This window comes from Neobacillus sp. CF12 (genome assembly GCF_030348765.1).
Taxonomy (GTDB): Bacteria; Bacillota; Bacilli; order Bacillales; family Cytobacillaceae; genus Neobacillus.
This window is the reverse complement of sequence record NZ_JAUCEU010000007.1, coordinates 4,102,325-4,121,542: the sequence shown is the minus strand read 5'-3', so window position 1 is coordinate 4,121,542 and position 19,218 is coordinate 4,102,325. Positions and strand designations below refer to the sequence as shown.

8 protein-coding genes are annotated in these 19,218 nt (G+C 37.6%); all 8 read right to left on the bottom strand.

Annotated elements, in window-relative coordinates; all coding sequences use genetic code 11:
• Positions 1-96: 96 nt before the first annotated feature.
• Complete coding sequence (locus tag QUG14_RS19690) at positions 97-3,018, bottom strand: Ig-like domain-containing protein (protein ID WP_289342135.1); 2,922 nt, start codon at positions 3,016-3,018, stop codon at positions 97-99.
• A gap of 115 nt (positions 3,019-3,133) precedes the next feature.
• A complete protein-coding gene (locus QUG14_RS19685; RefSeq protein WP_289342134.1) occupies positions 3,134-5,275 on the bottom strand; it encodes a DUF6270 domain-containing protein in 2,142 nt (713 codons plus the stop codon).
• A gap of 69 nt (positions 5,276-5,344) precedes the next feature.
• Positions 5,345-6,184, bottom strand: a complete 840-nt coding sequence (locus QUG14_RS19680; protein WP_289342133.1) for an alpha/beta hydrolase — start codon at positions 6,182-6,184, stop codon at positions 5,345-5,347.
• Positions 6,185-6,324: 140 nt separating this feature from the next.
• Positions 6,325-10,521, bottom strand: a complete 4,197-nt coding sequence (locus tag QUG14_RS19675; RefSeq protein WP_289342132.1) for an Ig-like domain repeat protein — start codon at positions 10,519-10,521, stop codon at positions 6,325-6,327.
• A gap of 201 nt (positions 10,522-10,722) precedes the next feature.
• Complete coding sequence (locus QUG14_RS19670) at positions 10,723-11,337, bottom strand: hypothetical protein (RefSeq protein ID WP_289342131.1); 615 nt, start codon at positions 11,335-11,337, stop codon at positions 10,723-10,725.
• A 157-nt stretch (positions 11,338-11,494) separates the two neighbouring features.
• A complete protein-coding gene (locus tag QUG14_RS19665) occupies positions 11,495-15,664 on the bottom strand; it encodes an Ig-like domain-containing protein (protein WP_289342130.1) in 4,170 nt (1,389 codons plus the stop codon).
• 231 nt (positions 15,665-15,895) lie between these two features.
• Positions 15,896-16,483, bottom strand: coding sequence for a hypothetical protein (locus tag QUG14_RS19660; RefSeq protein ID WP_289342129.1), 588 nt, complete (start codon positions 16,481-16,483; stop codon positions 15,896-15,898).
• 367 nt (positions 16,484-16,850) lie between these two features.
• Positions 16,851-19,070 carry an Ig-like domain-containing protein gene (locus QUG14_RS19655; protein WP_289342128.1) on the bottom strand — a complete coding sequence of 740 codons (2,220 nt, stop codon included), beginning with the start codon at positions 19,068-19,070 and terminating at the stop codon, positions 16,851-16,853.
• Positions 19,071-19,218: the final 148 nt, after the last annotated feature.

The following is a 19,218-nucleotide window of genomic DNA, read 5'->3' as shown; positions in this document are numbered from 1 at the left end:
TCATTATTCCTAGGCAAAAAAAATTTTGAAGAGGAGGAGATTTCCCTATAAAACAAAAAAAAAGCTGTTTCCAGCTTTTTTTTCATAACAAATGGTTTATGGTGTGTAAATAAAGTTATAACCGCCGGTAATCGTCTTATAGGTGATTTTTCCAGGTGCAATTAGGTTCCAACGAATATAGATGGCATCGTTGATCTTTTCCCCCGAAACGCTGCGTCCGCCAATATCAAACAATACTCCGCCTTTAAAGGTGTGAGGAATATTAAATGTTTTTAACGAAGACCAGTGGATATAGGTATTTCCATCTTTAAAGTACCCTTGTAAAAAGTCCTTACCATTTAGTTGTACTTTGATTGGAACGGCGTAGATAAAGTTGTATCCGCCGCCAGTAAGAGTTTTAAAGGTCACTTTTCCAGGTGACAGTTGGTTCCAAGCAATATAGAGTCCACCGTTGATCGTTTCCGCTTTTACTGTTCGTCCTTCAATCGTAAACACACCATTTCCTTTAAATACATAAGGAATCTTGAATGTATCTAATGCCTTCCAATGAACATAGGTATTACCATTTTTATAATACCCGCCAGTAAAGTCTTTCCCGTTCAATTGTATCTTGGTAGGAACTGCATAGATAAAGTTATAGCCACCGGTAATCGCTTGGTAAGTCACTTTTCCAGGTGAAAGCTGTGACCAGGCGATATAGAGCCCGCCATTAATAGACTGAGCCGTAACCGAACGTCCTTCTATTGTAAATATCCCGTTTCCTTTATACGTGTGAGGGATTTTGAATGTTTCTAAAGCCTTCCAATGAACATAGGTATTTCCACCAATAGAGTAACCTGAGGTAAATGCCTTACCATTCAATTGGACGTTGACTTTCGTGTAACTGATTACTACCGTTACTTTTGTAGTGCTTTCATTCCCTGCACTATCTCTAGCTGTAACAGAGATCACAGTTCCGGAATTCTGCTTCGGAATACTTATGCTGAACGCACCAGTTGTATCAGCAAATCCGTTCCCGATTGGGCTTGTTCCAGCGTAAACAGTTATCTGTGCATTCGCTTCCGTTTTCCCCTTCACTGTTGTGTCCTGATCTGTTACAGGGCTTACAGTAGGAGCTGCTGGAGGTGTGGTATCTCCTGTGTAACTTCCGTCCATAGGGAAAGTTGTATAGCTGATATTCGCGCCTTTATTAGTAGGAACGACAAACCCTTCCGTAGAACTAAAGGTTGTTACAATTGAACCCCCGCCAAGAAGATTTGCGGAACTTCCAGAATAAACCTTCTCCTCTATTGCGTCAAAGAACGGGTCACCTTTAAATCCATAATAACCTGTTGGCCTTTTCAGCAGCAGCGCAATCCTAAAATTAGTCATTAGTTTTCCAAAGGTCATGTTAGGGCTAATATACTTTTTAGCCGCATTTTCGATTGCTAGATAATTATTATTTGAGTCTTGGAGGATTTCTTTAAAAATCCTATCTCCTTGATTCATTTGAATTTTAATATATTGACCAAACAAGTAGGACAATGAGTAATTGGAAAGTACATCACCATTATCATCCCAATTTAAAAGAGAGTGCCCATTCGATATTGAAGTAGACGCATTATAGTAATCAACACGGCTGGAAATTCCTACTCCAGAATATACTTGTTCTGCAGCCATAGACAGGGCCTCATTTAACCATGTATCCATATTACTGCTGGAGCCTTCAATCAGAACATTGCGGTTAAAGTTGACCATGTGTTGAAACTCATGTGCCAGCGTTCCATAAGCCTCTGTTACGTCCTTTGTGCCTGTTCCCATTGCAGGATAGGTATCAATATAGAAGATTTCTGATTGGTTTGAAGCGGAAACATTATAAAGGTCTCCAGCCCAGAAATAACCACCTATATATCCGCCGCTACCAGAAAATCCATCTTGAATATCAAAATTCAGTATATTTACTTTTCCGTCTTGATTTACATCCGATTCTGTACCAAAATTGTTCGTTACAGAAGAGTGGATTTTATTATCAAATTCTTTCCCCATTTGTGCAGCTTGTGCATCTGAAATCTCATAGTTATTTACCCAAACATTTGCTTTCGTGCCACTGTAGGCTAATCTAGCATTAATTTGATAGTCTGAGTTCGTTGTAAAATCAGTAACCCAAAAAGACTTACTATCCCCAACTCTATAAGCTCCATCACCACTTTTTGCGGATTTTTGAATAACTTTACTCTTATTCGCTGCACTATCAAAAGGTCTATTCATATCTATTTGATAAGCGCTTGGTGTTAAACTTTTATCCTTGGTATATTCCATATCTTTAACATTGAATGTACCTGTTGGCTGTGACAATGTGGCATTAACCGATTCGTTGCTAATAACCGCATATTGGTCATCATTAGCAGGGTTACTACCCGAATTATAATAAGGATTTACCACCTTAAACGTCATCGTATCGGAATAATAGGAATCATATATTGAATCTCTAACCCCAATTCTAAGGTAAATATATTGCTCGTTACTATAATCCGCTTTTGGAGAGTCTGAATTTAAATAGACTGAACTATAGCCATATGTATCAAATTCTGTTTCTCCTAAATAATATAAGTAATTATCTTCTTCCTGAAAATACTCAATATCCAAAATACTATCCTTAGAGTATAGGTAATCAGAATAATAGTATAATTTGAGATTCATATAATCAGTATAATAGGCTGAGTCCGATACATTTTCAAAAAAGATGTGTTGAGGTGTTCCATAACTATCCCATAAATAATCTACATATTCTCCATCATTTATCAGTGGATAATTTATTGGGTCTGTGTAATTAAACTCTTTATCTAGAGATGCTCGTGGCTCCTCCTTCTCTTCAGATAGTTTCATATTCAGTTTTTTATCCGTTTGACTTTTGTCAGGCTGTGGAACATTTTGACTTTTGTCAGGCTGTGGAACATTTCCTGCCGTTTCTTGTGCAAACGCCGCTGCTGGCACAAGGAACAGTTGTAATACAAGAATAATAGCAACTAGTTTACGCAAACATACCTACTCCTTTCATCATACAAATATAGATACATTTTACCAAATTTTTTCAAAATGTAACAACTTTTTTCCTAAATTTATAGATTATTATAAAAAAAAGCAGCAACCCATCTTACCTGGTTGCTGCTTCTACTTTTTGGCCAACTTCTTCATTACCTGCTGTTTTGTTTGTTATGAAATCCTTCATCACTAATTGGTTCAATTCATTCAAGAATTCTTTATAATAGGCAGATTCATAATGAGCAGGAGATAATCCTAATGGATGATTATATTGCCCAATTAAGTTTTTATTTGTTAAATCAATGATTTTCATTTTAGGCAATTTGCTGATTAGATAATGATTTAATTTATCCCACAAGTAATTGTTCCGAGCAATGATACGCTGACGATATTCTGGAAAACGAACGACATTACCTTCTGAATCATAATACCTGTCCGTAAATCTACCCAGATTTAAAATTATTCTTTCCTGAGGGATGATGGTTTGTATCTGATCAATAAACCGATCGATTGCCTCTTTCCATATTTCAAAATAGTCATCGTTATTTTTATGCGACAAAATATCTTCGTTTCTCTTTATTAATTCGTTCTCCAATGGAGTCTCGTCCAAGATATGACTTATGCTAATGTAACTATCATCGTTAACCTTGATTAAATTTCTCGATGCATCAGCAAAGAAATCCATAAGGAGATATTCCGGCTGAGCAGATTTTAATCGTTCAAAAAAGCCTTTATCAAAGTCACACCTAATAAATTCCTTCTGCTTACTATTCAGACTAGCCAATTTTGTTTCATCCAATGGAACTGGCTTGGACATGATACTAATGACCGAGGAATGGAATTGTGTATATACACAATTGTAATAGTTTTTATAATCAGGATTAAAAAAGCTGATTGAATTAAATGCACTTCTACAATAACAAGAACCAAAAACCGCTACTTTTATAGGATTAACTGCTTTCTTTACATCCCGGAATAGCAAAGAAAATTTGCCCATTGCATTTACATACGGTTTCAGTTTAAATTGACTGTTCGATTTCATGGTTTCATACTGAGTCCTTATTTGCCCTAATGTAGAATCAGGTATTACATGACTATCGATTCCGCCATGGTGATTTGGTACAAACCTTACAAAAATATCCCAGACATCATTATCTTTAATATGTTCTGCTGCGAGCATATCAGATACGTCGATGCTGCCTTGAAATTGCCTTCCTTCAAGTTGAATTTTTATCTGCTTCTCAACTGCAAATACAACATATTTATTATAATGGTTTCGTTTTTTTAGGACCAAATAGAGTTCTGGTTCTGTGAACTTTTCAATGTCTATTTCACTTGAACTTACGCTGCCTTTAAACCAAAAAATATTATCATTGAAGGTAGTTTCAGAAAAAGCTGCATTGACCTTTAGCGAAGTGATACACAATGTCTTCAACTGATTATCGGAAATTGGCTTCACTTTGTGTAGAGGTTTCGTTCGTAATATGTGATATCCAAAGGTGTTCTGATTCTTGCTAGAAACAGGTATATGGACATTATTAGAGCCATACGAAAGTTCTATAAATAGGTCCCATAACAGATCACAACTATTTAATGAATAGTCTTTAAAAAGTGCTTCGAGGTCAACTGAAGCAGTGTATAGGTTTTCGTTATAGAACAATTCAAGCTTTTTCTCTTCATAATATTCAAAGAAGCCTTTTTGTTCTCTCCGTTTTAAAAGCAACGACGCTGTTAATTCTTGCCATTTATTTTCTATTGTTGCGGATTTTAGTTTTATCGCTACAGCGTAGGTGCCAGCTGTAAATTTTTCTTTTTCCACGATTGCTTGGATATCGTTTTGAACAACAAATAATGAGAGGCCCTTTTTCCCTGTTATATATGGTTTGGTTTTAAATAAAGGATGCTTCAACTGAATGTAGTTCGCCGTAAAAGAAAGTCCATCTTCAACCGTTAAGAATATCACGTCAGTACCTTGTTTAAGAAAGAAATCCCAAACGTCTCTATCTGTTAGATTATTTTCAAGAATAAAGTCCAATTTGTTCATGCTGCACTGAAATTCAAAAATTCTATCACTAACATGCATGGTAATGCTAGATTCTTTCCAATTGTATTTCACATATTCATCGTCACGTTTTCTTAACGAAATTATTGCATCTTGTTCGATCGCAAAATCTGTTTGTCCTTTTACAGATAAAACTTCATTCGTAAATTCGATACTAGTGATAGTTGCCTTCAAAACATCTTCACCTTCCATACTTTGATGACTCCATAAGGGTTATATCATTATTATTACATATTATGTCATATTTTGTTTTGATAGAGATTAATTAAATTCTAGAAATGAATACGCAGAGTCTATCACTTCTATATCCTCATGAATATAGCTATGATTGTCCATATACCCACTCGTAATAATATTGGCAGTGAACTCCTTTAACCCTTTAGCGCTGTCCACACTCACCAGTGTATCCTGCAGCCCATAAGCAGAAAAGACCTCAACGTCCTTCGGAAACTCATTTCGATCACTATAAAGACCAGCTAATGCTGCTGAATTCGGGTGCAAGTCTTCCTCAGCTGGGTTCGTAATCACATATTTCACCCAGCCTTTAATCGGGGATGCGAGGGTAACGAATTTTTCAGCCTTTGGATAATTTTTATCGTTATATGTTTCCATAATATACTTCGTGCCCACAAGACCGCCCATGCTGTGGGCAACAATATTAATGGATTTGGTATCGTAAATATCAGCTATCACTTTCATCGCTGCCTTCATCCAAGTTAGTTGATCATCAACTGAAGCTGTCCCATTTTTAAAATAAAGTTGAACCAGAGGATCATTCACCTGTTTTAATGCTTCTTCAGAATAGACAAGTTTCCCATTGGGTTCAACGGTTATCGTTACCATGCTCTTATCTTCATCTTTCAATTCAAATTCTTTTACCATTGTCTCAAATGTTCGAAGGGTACCCTTGTAACCGTGAATAAAAATGGTTGGAGTATTGGATTCAGTGGTTTTCACCGCTTCTTCTATTTTTTCAGACGATATTATCTTTGCATCTTTCGTGCTTTTATCCTGACTCCCTGTAAATTGGTACATTAGGGCCGTTACGACTAATATAAGTGCAACAATTACTGTAACCATCATTTTCTTGGTAATTCGCATTTTATTCTCCTTTAGCTTATAGAAATTACTACAATTTTACCATTTTTTTATAGGAACCGAAATCAACAAGCCCTTTGTTACGTCATGACATGAAAAAGACTCCCTTTGCTTGGGAGTCTTTTCATAAATCCACTAGAATCTTAAGGTGTATAAATAAAGTTAAAACCGCCTGTTATACTTTTAAAGGTAACTTTCCCAGGTGAAAGCTCATTCCAACGGATATATAAGCCTCCGTTAATAGTCTGACCTGTCACTGTACGACCTTCAATCGTAAATACATCGTTCCCTTTAAAGGTAAAAGGAATTTTGAACGTTTCTAGTGCCTTCCAATGGACGTATGCTGCACCATCTTTCATGTAGCCTTGGGTAAAATTAACCCCATTTAATTGTACTTTTATCGGTGTAACGGTCGATGCTGCAGGCGCGGTGTAAATAAAGTTATAGCCGCCGGTAATGGCCTTGTATGTCACATTTCCAGGAGAAAGCTGATTCCAAGCTATATATAATCCCCCGTTAATCGTGACTCCTGTAACTGTACGGCCTTCAATCGTAAATACATTGTTGCCTTTAAATGTGTATGGAATCTTAAACGTATTCAATGCCTGCCAATGAACATACGTGTTACCATCCTTAAAGTAGCCTTGGGTAAAGTCTTGGCCGTTTAATTGAACCTTGACTGGTTTAACAGCTGGTGCTGGCGGAGTGTAAATAAAGTTATAGCCGCCGGTAATACTCTTATAGGTTACATTTCCTGGAGAAAGCTCATTCCAGCGGATATACAAGCCACCGTTGATGGTTTCACCTGTGACGGTACGGCCTTCAATCGTAAATACATTGTTGCCTTTAAATGTGTATGGAATTTTAAACGTATTCAATGCCTGCCAATGAACATACGTATTACCATCTTTAAAATAGCCTTGAGTAAAGTCTTGGCCGTTTAATTGAACCTTTACTGGCTTGGCTACCGAGTAAATAAAATTGAAACCGCCCGTTATGGACTTGTACGTTACTTTTCCTGGAGAAAGTTCTTTCCAATTGAGATACAAGCCCCCATTAATCGTCTCTGCCTGTACGGTACGTCCCTCAATCAAAAATACTCCATTTCCTTTAAAGGTAAAAGGAATCTTGAACTCTTCAAGTACCTTCCAATGGACATAGGTTGTTCCACTTCCAAAAAATCCTGGAGTAAACGCTTTGCCATTTAATTGAACATTAATTTGAGAATAGCTTACTTTTTCGACTAGTAGCCTTTGTGAACTAACACCACCGTTCCCATTTCCAGCAAAATCCATTATATCATAGGAAATTTTCCAACTGCCCAATGGATCTGTTGTTTGAACGGTATACGTTCCTATCCATAGATTTTGCGTTTTATCAAACGTTAATGGGATGTATCTATACGCTCTTTCATCATTTGAATTATAAGAATCTGCTGTATCTGGATTAAATAGTGTTAATGAAGCTTCTTGTACACCAGAGTTATTATCCGACAATTTTACCTTAAACGTCACGACTTTACCTGGTTGTACTTTTTCAGGTGTAAGGGTGATGCTTTCGAACTTCGGTGCCTCATAATCCGGACTTTCATTTAGAATGAGAAGATTTTTTGCCATATGCTCATACTGTGTATTACCTGCATTGTCTTCAAAATCCACACTCACATAATGTAATCCTGCAGCTGAGAAAGCTGGAATTTTATAATCTCCGACCCAAACTCCTTTTGTCTCATCGTATGTTAATTCTAGAGGATTACTGTATTGGCCGCGATCACTATTCAAATAAAGTCGTGCAGATCGTACACCTGATTTGTCGTCGATAAGTTTCGCTTCGAAATGGACGGTATCTCCGTCTTTTGCAGTAGAAGGTGTAAGAGTAAGACTCTCTAAATATGGATTTGTTACATCTTCACCACCTGGATTATTGATTACTACTGTATTCTCACCCATAATATAGGCTTCATTCATAAATTTGTCATAAGCAATTAACATTAATGGCCAAGTCCCGGAAGCGTCATATTCCTTTACAACATAGGAACCTTCCCATTTTTTCGTTGTTGCATTATAGACAAACTCAACATATTCAGTTTTATAGTAATCAGAGTAGTCAATGTAGCCATAGACGTCTTGAACTCCTGACTTATCGTCCGATACCGTGGCACTAATTTTCACTATATCGCCGACATTTGCTGTCGCTGGGGTGACTTGCACATTTTCAAAAACAGGCGGATTAATATCGCCATTTGGATTTTCTACTGTAAAATATTTCTCCGTATAGAAATCGTCGGTATTGCCATTATTGTCTTCTGTACTTACCACAGCATATACGTTACCAGGCTTATCATATGATTTAATGGTGTAATTCCCTGTCCATAATCCAGATGCCTGATCGTACGTTAAGTCGATTTCTTTGTACTCTTCATACGTTTCAAGTAATACACGAACTGATTTCGTTCCTGATTTATCATCCTTTACCTTTGCTTTAAATTGGACCTTCTCGCCTACTTTCGCAACAGCAGGTGTGATTGACAGACTTTCTACTTGAGGAGCCGTATAATCACCGTTCAGATTATGAACCGTAATGTTATCTTCCACCCATGTTCCTGAGGTATTCCCTTTCAAATCAACGTATTGGATGTCATGTAAATTAATGACCATTCCATCTGGGATATTGGTTGGAATCGTTACAGTGGCTGTCCACTTGCCAAGGGTACTATTGTATTTGAATTCAACGTTTTCAAGATAATCTGTATTTAATTTTACATATGCCACACCAGACTTGTCGTCAGTGATGGCTGCCGTGAAGGTAACTCGTTCACCTGCATTTACTTCTGTCTTACTGATTTGGAAATCTGTCATGGTTGGTGCTGTGTAATCACCTGTTGGATTAATAATCGTGAATACCTGACCCTTTGATACATAACTATAATTTCCAGCTTTATCTTGTGCTTGAATGGTAAGGTCATAAATTCCAGGCGCTGTTGTTTCTTCAACTAAAAAGGAACCAACCCAAAGATTCGTTTTTGAATCGTATCTTAATTGTAACCAATAATCATATCCATAGGGCCCTGATAGATTCGCTTGGACCATGTCGACACCAGATTTGACGTCAGTAATTGATGCTGAAACCGTCACTTTTTCTCCAACCTTAATGTCACCTTGCGTCACTTGGATATTCTCAAATATTGGTCCCTCAACGTCACCATTTTCATTGATGATAGTAAAAGCATTGTCGATTTCTTTATTACCATGGTTTCCAGCATAATCTGTAGCTGTAATCGTGCCATGCCATACTCCTGGCATGAAATTATTTTGAACATAAATCTCTCCAACCCAATTGCCAGTCTCTTCATCCAAATTTAAGAGAGTACTATAACTATGTTCACTGCCTTCTGCTTTGAATTCAGCATAGACAGAGTCTACACCAGCAGTATCATCACTTACGGTAGCGTTAACCTGAATGACATCCCCTGGTGATGCAGTCTTAGGTGAAATTTCTACGGAATCAATGGTTGGTTCAGTAGAATCCCCGTATGGATTTGTAAATTTTATACTTGTTGAACCTTCTTCCCAAGAATAGTTTCCTGCAGTATCCACCATATCAAAATCTATCATCCATGTTCCTTGTGTCTCATAACTACTAAATGAGTAGGTTCCTTCCCATTCATTTGTAGTTTTATTAAGGGATAGAGGAATGTAGGTTCCAAAACCTTCTGGCGCAATGATCATTGCGTTTACCTCTGCAACCTCGTTATTATCTGAAACCTTTGCTTTAATCGTAAACTCTTCATCCACATATACTTCTTGCTTAGAAACACTTGCTCCCAGTAAAACAGGTGCATCACTATCAGCGTTCGGATTTACAACTTGAACTGGGTTTTCAACATTTTCATACGTATAATTTCCTGCCATATCCCACATATTCAAGCTAAACCACCAATCACCATCGTGGTCAACAGACTTTATCGTATACGCAGCAACCCATTTTCCACTCGTTGCGTTAAAAGTTAATGGTATTGATTTATACCCATATGGAGTATTAACATTAACATTAACAGATTCTATTCCGCTCTCATCGTCCCTGATTTGAGCTGTAATGGTAATGGTTTCTCCTACTTTTACTGAACTAGGGCTAACCGTCACATTTTCCAGGACTGGACCGGTAGTATCTTCTGAATACAATGGTGTAACGCTAGAATCTAGAGCAGCAGTAGAAACTTGACTACTCACAACTGCTGTCGAATCTACTAAATTTTGTGTATTATTCGTACTTGCGAGGATGCTAGATGGCAGTGCTAACATCAGGCACAAAGTACTAATAATAATTGACTTCTTCCCCAAAAATACCCCTCCGTTTTTTTCTCATTTATATACAATAGGAATTATATACTATAAAAAAACAGCATTCTACAAATCTCCCAAAATATTTCCTTATTTTGATGGCCAATTTTTTTTAAAAAAAGACTCCCCTTTTTTATTGTCTACTGTTCAAAAAAAAAAAACAGCTGCTGCCCACAAAGGCAGCTGCCACTTCTCTCTATTTTATAGTTTCTTCAATTCTTCTCTTAGTTTTTCGACACGCTTTTCTTTTTGTATTTGATACATTTGTAAGTATTCTTCACCAATATTGTCGTGAATATCTCTTTTGATAACCTCTTTTTGAATGCTCGCTACCATATCATCGACCTGTGCTTTTGTACTTTGTTCGTAACCGTTATAAATATCCAGATACTTCATTTCAAGTCTAGCAACATCCTGCTTTCTTTCTTTGTTTACTTTATACTCTTTTCCTGCTTGGACAAGTAATTCAGCAAGTCTTTTATCTGCTAGTTGATTTATTTCATCCCATCTTGGCTGATACATACTTTTAATTTCTCTAATTGTTTCTTCTTGCTTTTCTTCCAGGTTTACTTCCTCTTCCTTTTTATCTGTAGGAAGTACGTTATCACCTGGTTTTGGATTTTGAGGTGTTGATACCTTATCTTTTGGATTATTATTTTCACTCGTTGGTTGTGGCGTTGATTTTGTAGATTCAGACGTTTTTTGATCTCCAGTGGAGGATACTGTTTTTTCCTCCCTATCCCTATTAAGAAGAAGCATTAGTATGGCACCTATGATGACAACAGCAGAAACTGTTACAAGAATATACTTTTTCATTTATTCCACTCCATTAGACGTATTGATAAGTTCCAGTACTTTAACTTAAAAAGAAGGATAACCCTCTAATTATGAAGGTTATCCTTATTCATTCATTGTAGATAAAATCCTACTTTCTATCAATACGTGACGTGCTTATTTTTTTAGCATGCATTTCTTAAGGAGTATAAGTGAAATTAAATCCTCCAGAAATACTGTTGTATGTTACTTTCCCTGGTGCAAGCAAGTTCCAGCTGATATACAATGCTCCATTAATATACTCCCCTTGAACTGCTCTTCCTTCAATATCAAAGTCTACGTTTCCTTTATAGGTGAAAGGAATATTGAACGTATTCAGTGCCTTCCAGTGAACAAACGCGTTACCATTCTTAAAGTAACCTTTGGTAAAATCTACACCATTTAATTGGATATTAATCGGCTTAACGGTTGGGTAAATAAAGTTAAATCCACCCGGTATACTCTTGAATGTTACGTTTCCTGGTGAAAGCAGGTTCCAGCGAATATAAAGAGCTCCGTTAATATACTCTCCGTCTACATTACGCCCTTGAATGGTAAAAGATACCCCACCATTATACTTGAAAGGAATTTGGAGCGTATTCAACGCCTTCCAATGGACAAACGTATTTCCTTCTTTAAAATAACCAGCAGTGAAATCTACACCATTTAATTGGATTTTCACTGGAATGTTGTAGATAAAGTTGTATCCGCCTGTAATGGTTTTGAATGATACTTTTCCTGGAGAAAGCAAATTCCATCTAATGTACCATTCTCCATCGATAGATTCACCTTGTACCGAACGACCTTCGATATCAAATAGTCCATTCTCATTTACAGTGTATGGAATTTTGAAGATATCTAATGCCGTATAATGAACGACAGCAGCACCGTTTCCAAAATAGCCCTTCGTAAATTCTTTTCCATTCAATTGGATATTGATTGGTGAATAGCTGGTGATGGTTACTACTTCCGTTTTACTTGCGTTACCAGCTTTGTCTTTTGCAGTAACTGTAATCGTAGTACCTGTTTTCTGAACTGGGATGGTAATGCTAAACTTCCCTTCGGCATCCGCATTACCACTGCCAATAACAGTGTCTCCTACCGAAATCGTTACTTCAGCATATGCTTCAGTCGTTCCTGTCACAACCGTCGATTTGTCCGTTAATACATCAACCGTTGGAGCTGCAGGGGCAGTAGTATCTGGGGCAACTACAAAATTTTGAGCGATTGTTGCCCAATTCCAATTCCCTGCTAAATCTTCGACCTCATAGGATATTTTCCATAATCCTTTTGGATCTGATTCTTTCACCGTATACGTTCCAACCCATAGGTTTTCTTGTTCATTATAGGCTAACTCAATAAACCTATAGGCTCTTGCATCATCCGCATTATAAGAATCAGCTGAGTCTGGGTTAAACAGAATTAACCTAGCATTCTTCACTCCTGAATGATTATCCGTAAAAGTAACTTTAAAGGTTACTTCATCATTTTCGAGGGCTGGATCAGGTGAAATGGTAATACCTTCAAATTTTGGTGCTTCATTATCTGGATTATCATTTAAGATGAGCAGACTTTCTGTTGGATAATAGAACTGAACATTTCCTGCATTATCCGCTACATCCAGATAAAGTGAATGGAAGCCTGCTGATGCATAGGCAGGGATTACGTATTCTGCTGTCCATACATCGTTACCTTCATCGTACGTTAAGGTAATCGGATATGAATTTGCGCTAGAATTACTGTATAAATAGATACTAGCAGATTTAACACCTGATTTATCATCTGCGAGTTTTGCTTCAAAATGCACAGTATCGCCAGGCTTTGCCGTAGTTGGACTCATAACAAAGGATTCAACCGATGGGGAAACACCATCGCCGCCATCAGGGTTGTTGATTACCATTTGATATTCTGTCTCATTGCTGCCATAGTTACCTGCATTGTCAAATGCTGTCACATTTACATGCCAGCTGCCCGGAAGATCAAATTCCTTCACTTCATATGTTCCTTCCCACTTGTTTGTTTCTGAATTCAATACGAGTGAGATAGATTCATATTTTTCAAAATTAGGGGATTCTAAACTAGCAAATACACCGTTAACTCCAGATTTGTCATCTGAAATAGTAGCCGAGATTTTAACCGTATCCCCGACATTCGCTTCTGCTGGTGTAATTTCGACTGCTTCTACAACAGGTCCGGTTACATCTGCATTCGGATTATCAATCGTTAAGGTTTGTTCGGATACTGTATCACTGCTGTTAAAGTTATTATCCTCAGTACTTACAAGTATAGGATATTCACCCGGTTTGTCGTTTGCTTTTACGGTGTAACTTCCTAGCCATAAGTCAGAATTTTGGTCATACGTTAACTCTACAGTTGTAGTACTAGTACCTCCAGCACCAATAGCAAGGTTCACTTGCTTAACACCTGTTTTATCATCGGTCACTTTTGCTTTGAATTGGACTTTATCACCTACGCCAGCAACGGCAGGTGTAACCTCCAAGCTCTCTACTAATGGTGCAGTATAATCACCATCAACATTATGAATTGTGAAAGAAACAGGATACCAAGGAGATACTTCTATATTCCCTTTCATGTCGATTGCATTAACAAAATTAATGTTAATCAACTTTCCATCAGGAATATTCGTTGGAACAGTGATTGTACCAACCCATTTCGTAAGGGTACTGTCGTATTTTAAAGTAACAGTTTCATTTTCATAATAGTTTGCTGATACAAGAGCGACACCTGATTCATCCTCCACGGAGGCTGAAATCGTGACTTGCTCGCCTGCATTCACTTCAGTTTTATCAAGTTGTATATCAGAAATTACAGGTCCAGTGAAATCACCGACAGGGTTAACTACTGTAAAACCGCCTTCTGCATTGACAGTAGAATAATTAAGCGATGTATCGTAGGCAGAAACAGCTACCGTATAGAAGCCTGGAACTGTTGTGTCTTGGAGGACATACGTTCCAACCCACTGCTGATTCACGTCGTCGAAACTCATCGGCACAAATTCACCAAAGCCCTCTTGACCGAACACATTCGCATATACCATGTCTAAGCCTACAGCGTCCGTTACATTAGCTGTAATTGTGACGGTTCCACCAATCGGAACATCTCCTTGTGGCGTCACTTGAACATTTGTAATCTCAGGTGCGTCAAAATCCCCGCTCGTGTTGATGACATCAAAGGCACTAAAAAACTCTTTGAAACCACTGTTTCCTGCTACATCTGTTGCGTAAACTACTGCTTTCCACACCCCAGAAGGAAAACTAGATTGAATGTTAAAATCTACGGTCCATTCATTCGTCCCTGGTGCGTGAGTTAGTTGTTCAGTATAGACTTCATTTGGATTGTCTATATGAGAGAATTCAGCATAGACCGAACTTACTCCCGATAATGCATCCGTAACAGGCACACTTAGTTTAATAGATTCACCTGGTGAGGCTTGTGCAGGTGAAATAACTGCTTCTCCAATCGTTGGGTTATCATAGTCACTAAAAGAATTGGTTAATGTTAATTCCTCCTCTAGTGTTACCCAACTAAAGTTTCCAGCTGTGTCTTTCATATCGATATCAAAATACCATGCGCCCGATTTATCACTTTCGCTAAAAGTGTGGGTAACTACCCATTCATTTGTTGTTGTTTCATCTTTGGTAAGGGGCAGATAATAATAACCTGTACTATCTGCAGTGTAAATGGCTGCATATACAGTATCAACTGCGGTATTATCATTTACTGTTGCCCGAATCGTAACCGGTTCATTTGGCCCCACTGATAGAGGTGAAACTGATTTGGCCTCTAATGTAGGGGGTGACGTATCGCCGCCATTCGAATTAACGACTTCAACCGTATTTCCTGCATCGCCAAACGTGTAGTTACCAGCGACATCAAATAAATCAAAGTCTATCGTCCAGGTACCATTTTGATCTAAATCCGTGATAGTATATGTACCTTTCCATTCCCCTGTCCCAGGATCCTGAACTAAAGGAAGGACTTTGTACCCAACTCCATCTGGTAGATTCAAATAGGCTACTACCTCTGCCACTCCACTTAAATCATCTGAAACAATAGCTGTAATGTTAAGGTCCTCTCCTACTGTCACAGTGGTTGGACTAACAGTTGCACTATCTAGAACAGGTCCAGTGAAATCATCTGCCAATGCTGTAACAATGTCTGATTTTACTGTTTTTGAAACATTTACTTGTTTTCCTCTCTCCACTTTTATTGTTTGTGGAGTTTGTACCGAATTACCCTCTGCCAATGCACCGCTTGGGAGAGCTAGTAATAAGCACAAAATACTAATTATGATTGACCTTTTACTCAAATATAGCCCTCCTTATTGTTAATCCTCTATCCAAAACTCCCCCTCCTTTTCTACTATGTATAGGAATTATATACCATTTTAGAACCCTATACCACACTAATGACTAAATCTTCTATATATTCTGAAAATATTGAATACTACGACATTAACTGGAGGTTTTCGACAGCAAATGAGTAAAAACAACACGGATTGCCTCTAAAATTATCGTTGAGAGATCAAACCTACTAAGTGTTAGGAAAGTTTTTTCAATTCGCTAACCACTTTTTCCATCCGTCTTTCTTTTTGAAGTCGATATAGTTCAAAGTATTCATCCCCTATATTCTGATTGAGATCTTTTTCTATTACTTCTTTTTGCATAGTAGAAATCATCCCATCCACCTGTGATTTCGTACTTTCTTCATAGTCGTTATATATCGCGAGATACTTTCCTTCCAGTCTGGAAACATCCATATTATTGTCTTTCTTTGCTTGGTACTCCTTCTTAGCCTGAAGTATTAATTGTTCTAGCCTTTTTTCAGCAGTCAGATGAATCTTTTCCCAATGAGGTTTGTACATCTTCTTAATGTCATTTATCAAGTCCTCTTGTTTTTCACCCTGTTGGCTATCATTGGATATTTCTGCTGGCAGCGGTTTTTCACTTGCTTTTGGATTGGCTGATGTGGCTGCTTTATCTGCTAGGTCCTTGTTTACCATTTGGGTGGATACTCCCGCCGGTTGTTCCCTGCCAACTGGTTCTTTTTTATCCTTATTAAAAACTAGCAATAGGGAAGTACCTATCACCACGACGACAACTGCTGTTGTTACCCAATATTTCTTCATTCCTCACACTCCATTTTATGTTTTTTCTATCTTAGGAAATACGGGTTGAACCTCCTAGGACAATAGTATATTTATTATATAGTGGCTAAATTTAAAAAAGACGCCTTTTGTGTTATGTGTTGAACACTTTCATTCTTCAAAAAGTGAGCTTTTTTCTATCAATATTGGATTATCTTACTTTTTTCGCGGTACTTACGTCCTGGTTGTAACATTCCGTGGAGATTCATGATAGAGCATGCGGGGAATTATGGAGGAAAACAATAAACTTCTTTGAATTTAAATTTATAAAAATAAAAGAAGAGTAGGTGCCCATTGGGTATCCTACTCTTCTTTCGATATTGTCATGATAATAGTATGATGGTTCTCATTAATTTGTATAGATAAAGTTATAACCGCCTGTTATTCTTTCAAAGGTCACATTACCTGGTGAAAGCTCATTCCAGCGGATATATATGCCCCCGTTGATCGTCTCTGCTGTAGCTGTACGTCCTTCAATAATAAATACATTATTTCCTTTAAACGTAAATGGAATCTTAAACGTATTTAATGCTTGCCAATGGACATACGCATTGCCATCCTTAAAGAATCCAGCTGTAAAATCTTGACCATTTAATTGTACCTTTAATGGTGTTGCCGTAGGAGCAGGAGCCTTGTAGATAAAGTTATAGCCGCCTGTAATCTTTTGGAACGTAACATTACCTGGAGAAAGTAAATTCCAACGGATATAAATGCCTCCATTGATGTTCTCTGCTACCACTGTGCGTCCTTCAATGATAAAGACGTTATTCCCTTTAAACGTAAATGGAATCTTAAACGTATTTAATGCCTGCCAATGGACATATGCATTTCCATCCTTAAAGAACCCAGCTGTGAAATCTTTACCATTTAATTGTACCTTTAATGGAGTGGCTGCAGGGGCAGGAGCCTTATAAATAAAGTTATAGCCGCCTGTTATTCTTGTAAATGTTACATTACCTGGAGAAAGCTCATTCCAGTTGATATATAAGCCACCGTTAATTGTCTCTGCTGTTACTGTTCGGCCCTCAATCTTAAAAATACCGTTTCCTTCAAAGGTATATGGAATTTTTAACGTATTTAATGCCTGCCAATGGACGTATGTTGTACCCTTTCCAAAATAGCCCTGGGTAAACTCTATTCCGTTTAACTGAATGTTTATCTTAGAAAATTTGGTGATGACTTCTAATTCAGTGATACTTTCATTGCCTGCAAGATCTGTTGCTATTACAAAGATCTTTGTCCCAGATGTTTGCTTTGGAATAGAAATACTAAATTGACCTGAATCATCTGCTATACCGCTGCCAATTACAGTTGTCCCCGCCTTAATGGTTACATGGGCATGTGCCTCAGTAACAGCCGAGACAGTTGTATCTTGGTCTGTAATGGCTGTTATATTTGGTGCTTTTGGGGGAATGACATCATCAGATACATTAAAGGAAAGATAGAATTTACTCCCAACTGATGGAAAATCATAAAACACATTTCCCGCTTTGTCCTCTATTGATATCCATGATACAAACCATTCACCATTTACTGCATCGCTTGGAACGCTATAGATTCCTTCATATTTCTTTGTTTCAGCGTTATAAGTAAAATAGACAAACTCCCCTTGGGTATAGTTTGATGTTATTCGCTCCACCTTTATCACTGGTCTTCCTGTGATGCCTGATTCTAAATCTTCTGCTACTATACTAAACTTTATTTGATCTCCAGGCTGAACTAAGTCTTTATCAAACTCAATACTCTTTACAGTCGGTGGTGTAATATCGCCGCCCCCACCTGTTACGATAAAACTTACGTAAAGCGGATCGCCTTCAGCTGGGAAATCATAATATACATTTCCCACACTGTCCTCTATAGATATCCATGATACGAAATATTCACCATTTACAGCATCGCTTGGTACCATATAGGTTCCTTCATATTTTTTTGTTTCAGCGTTATAAGTAAAATAGACAAACTCCCCTTGAGTATAGACATTTGTATTTCTCTCTACCTTTATCACTGGTCTTCCTGTGATGCCTGATTCTAAATCTTCTGCTACTATACTAAACTTTATTTGATCTCCAGGCTGTGCTGTTTCTAAATCTATTTCTACACTCTTTACTGTTGGCGGAGTTGTATCATTGCTCCCACCTGTTACGATAAAACTTAGGTATAAAGGATCTCCTTCAGCTGGGAAGTCATAAAATACATTTCCCGCTTTGTCCTCTAATGATACCCATGATACAAACCATTCGCCATTTACTGCATCGCTGGGCACCGTATAATTTCCTTCATACCTTTTTGTTTCAACGTTATAGGTAAAATAGACAAACTCACCTTGAGTATAGACATTTGTTTTTCTCTCAACTTTTATCACAGGTCTCCCTGTAATGCCTGATTCTAAATCTTCTGCTTCCATACTAAATTTTATTTGATCTCCAGGCTGTACCGTTTCTTTATCCAATTCAATACTCTTTACTGTTGGTGCAGTTTCATCCGTAGCTGCACTAACCTTCAATGTACTGCCAATAGTAGTAGAAAAAAGTAAAAACAATACTATAAAACAACTAATTCTCTTATTCATCTTACAATCTCCACATCCCAACTCACTTAAAATATTTAACTACTAGACCCAATAAAATTATACTACGTCTTTCCTACTAATTTACCCGGATTAACAAATTTCCAACTACTAACAATTTGTCCACCCCACACGTACAAATGTACATCGA

Coding starts and splice junctions, on each gene's coding strand:
- QUG14_RS19655 (WP_289342128.1), bottom strand. CDS start 19,070: ATGAATAAGAGAATTAGTTGTTTTATAGTATTGTTTTTACTTTTTTCT.
- QUG14_RS19660 (WP_289342129.1), bottom strand. CDS start 16,483: ATGAAGAAATATTGGGTAACAACAGCAGTTGTCGTCGTGGTGATAGGT.
- QUG14_RS19685 (WP_289342134.1), bottom strand. CDS start 5,275: ATGGAAGGTGAAGATGTTTTGAAGGCAACTATCACTAGTATCGAATTT.
- QUG14_RS19680 (WP_289342133.1), bottom strand. CDS start 6,184: ATGCGAATTACCAAGAAAATGATGGTTACAGTAATTGTTGCACTTATA.
- QUG14_RS19670 (WP_289342131.1), bottom strand. CDS start 11,337: ATGAAAAAGTATATTCTTGTAACAGTTTCTGCTGTTGTCATCATAGGT.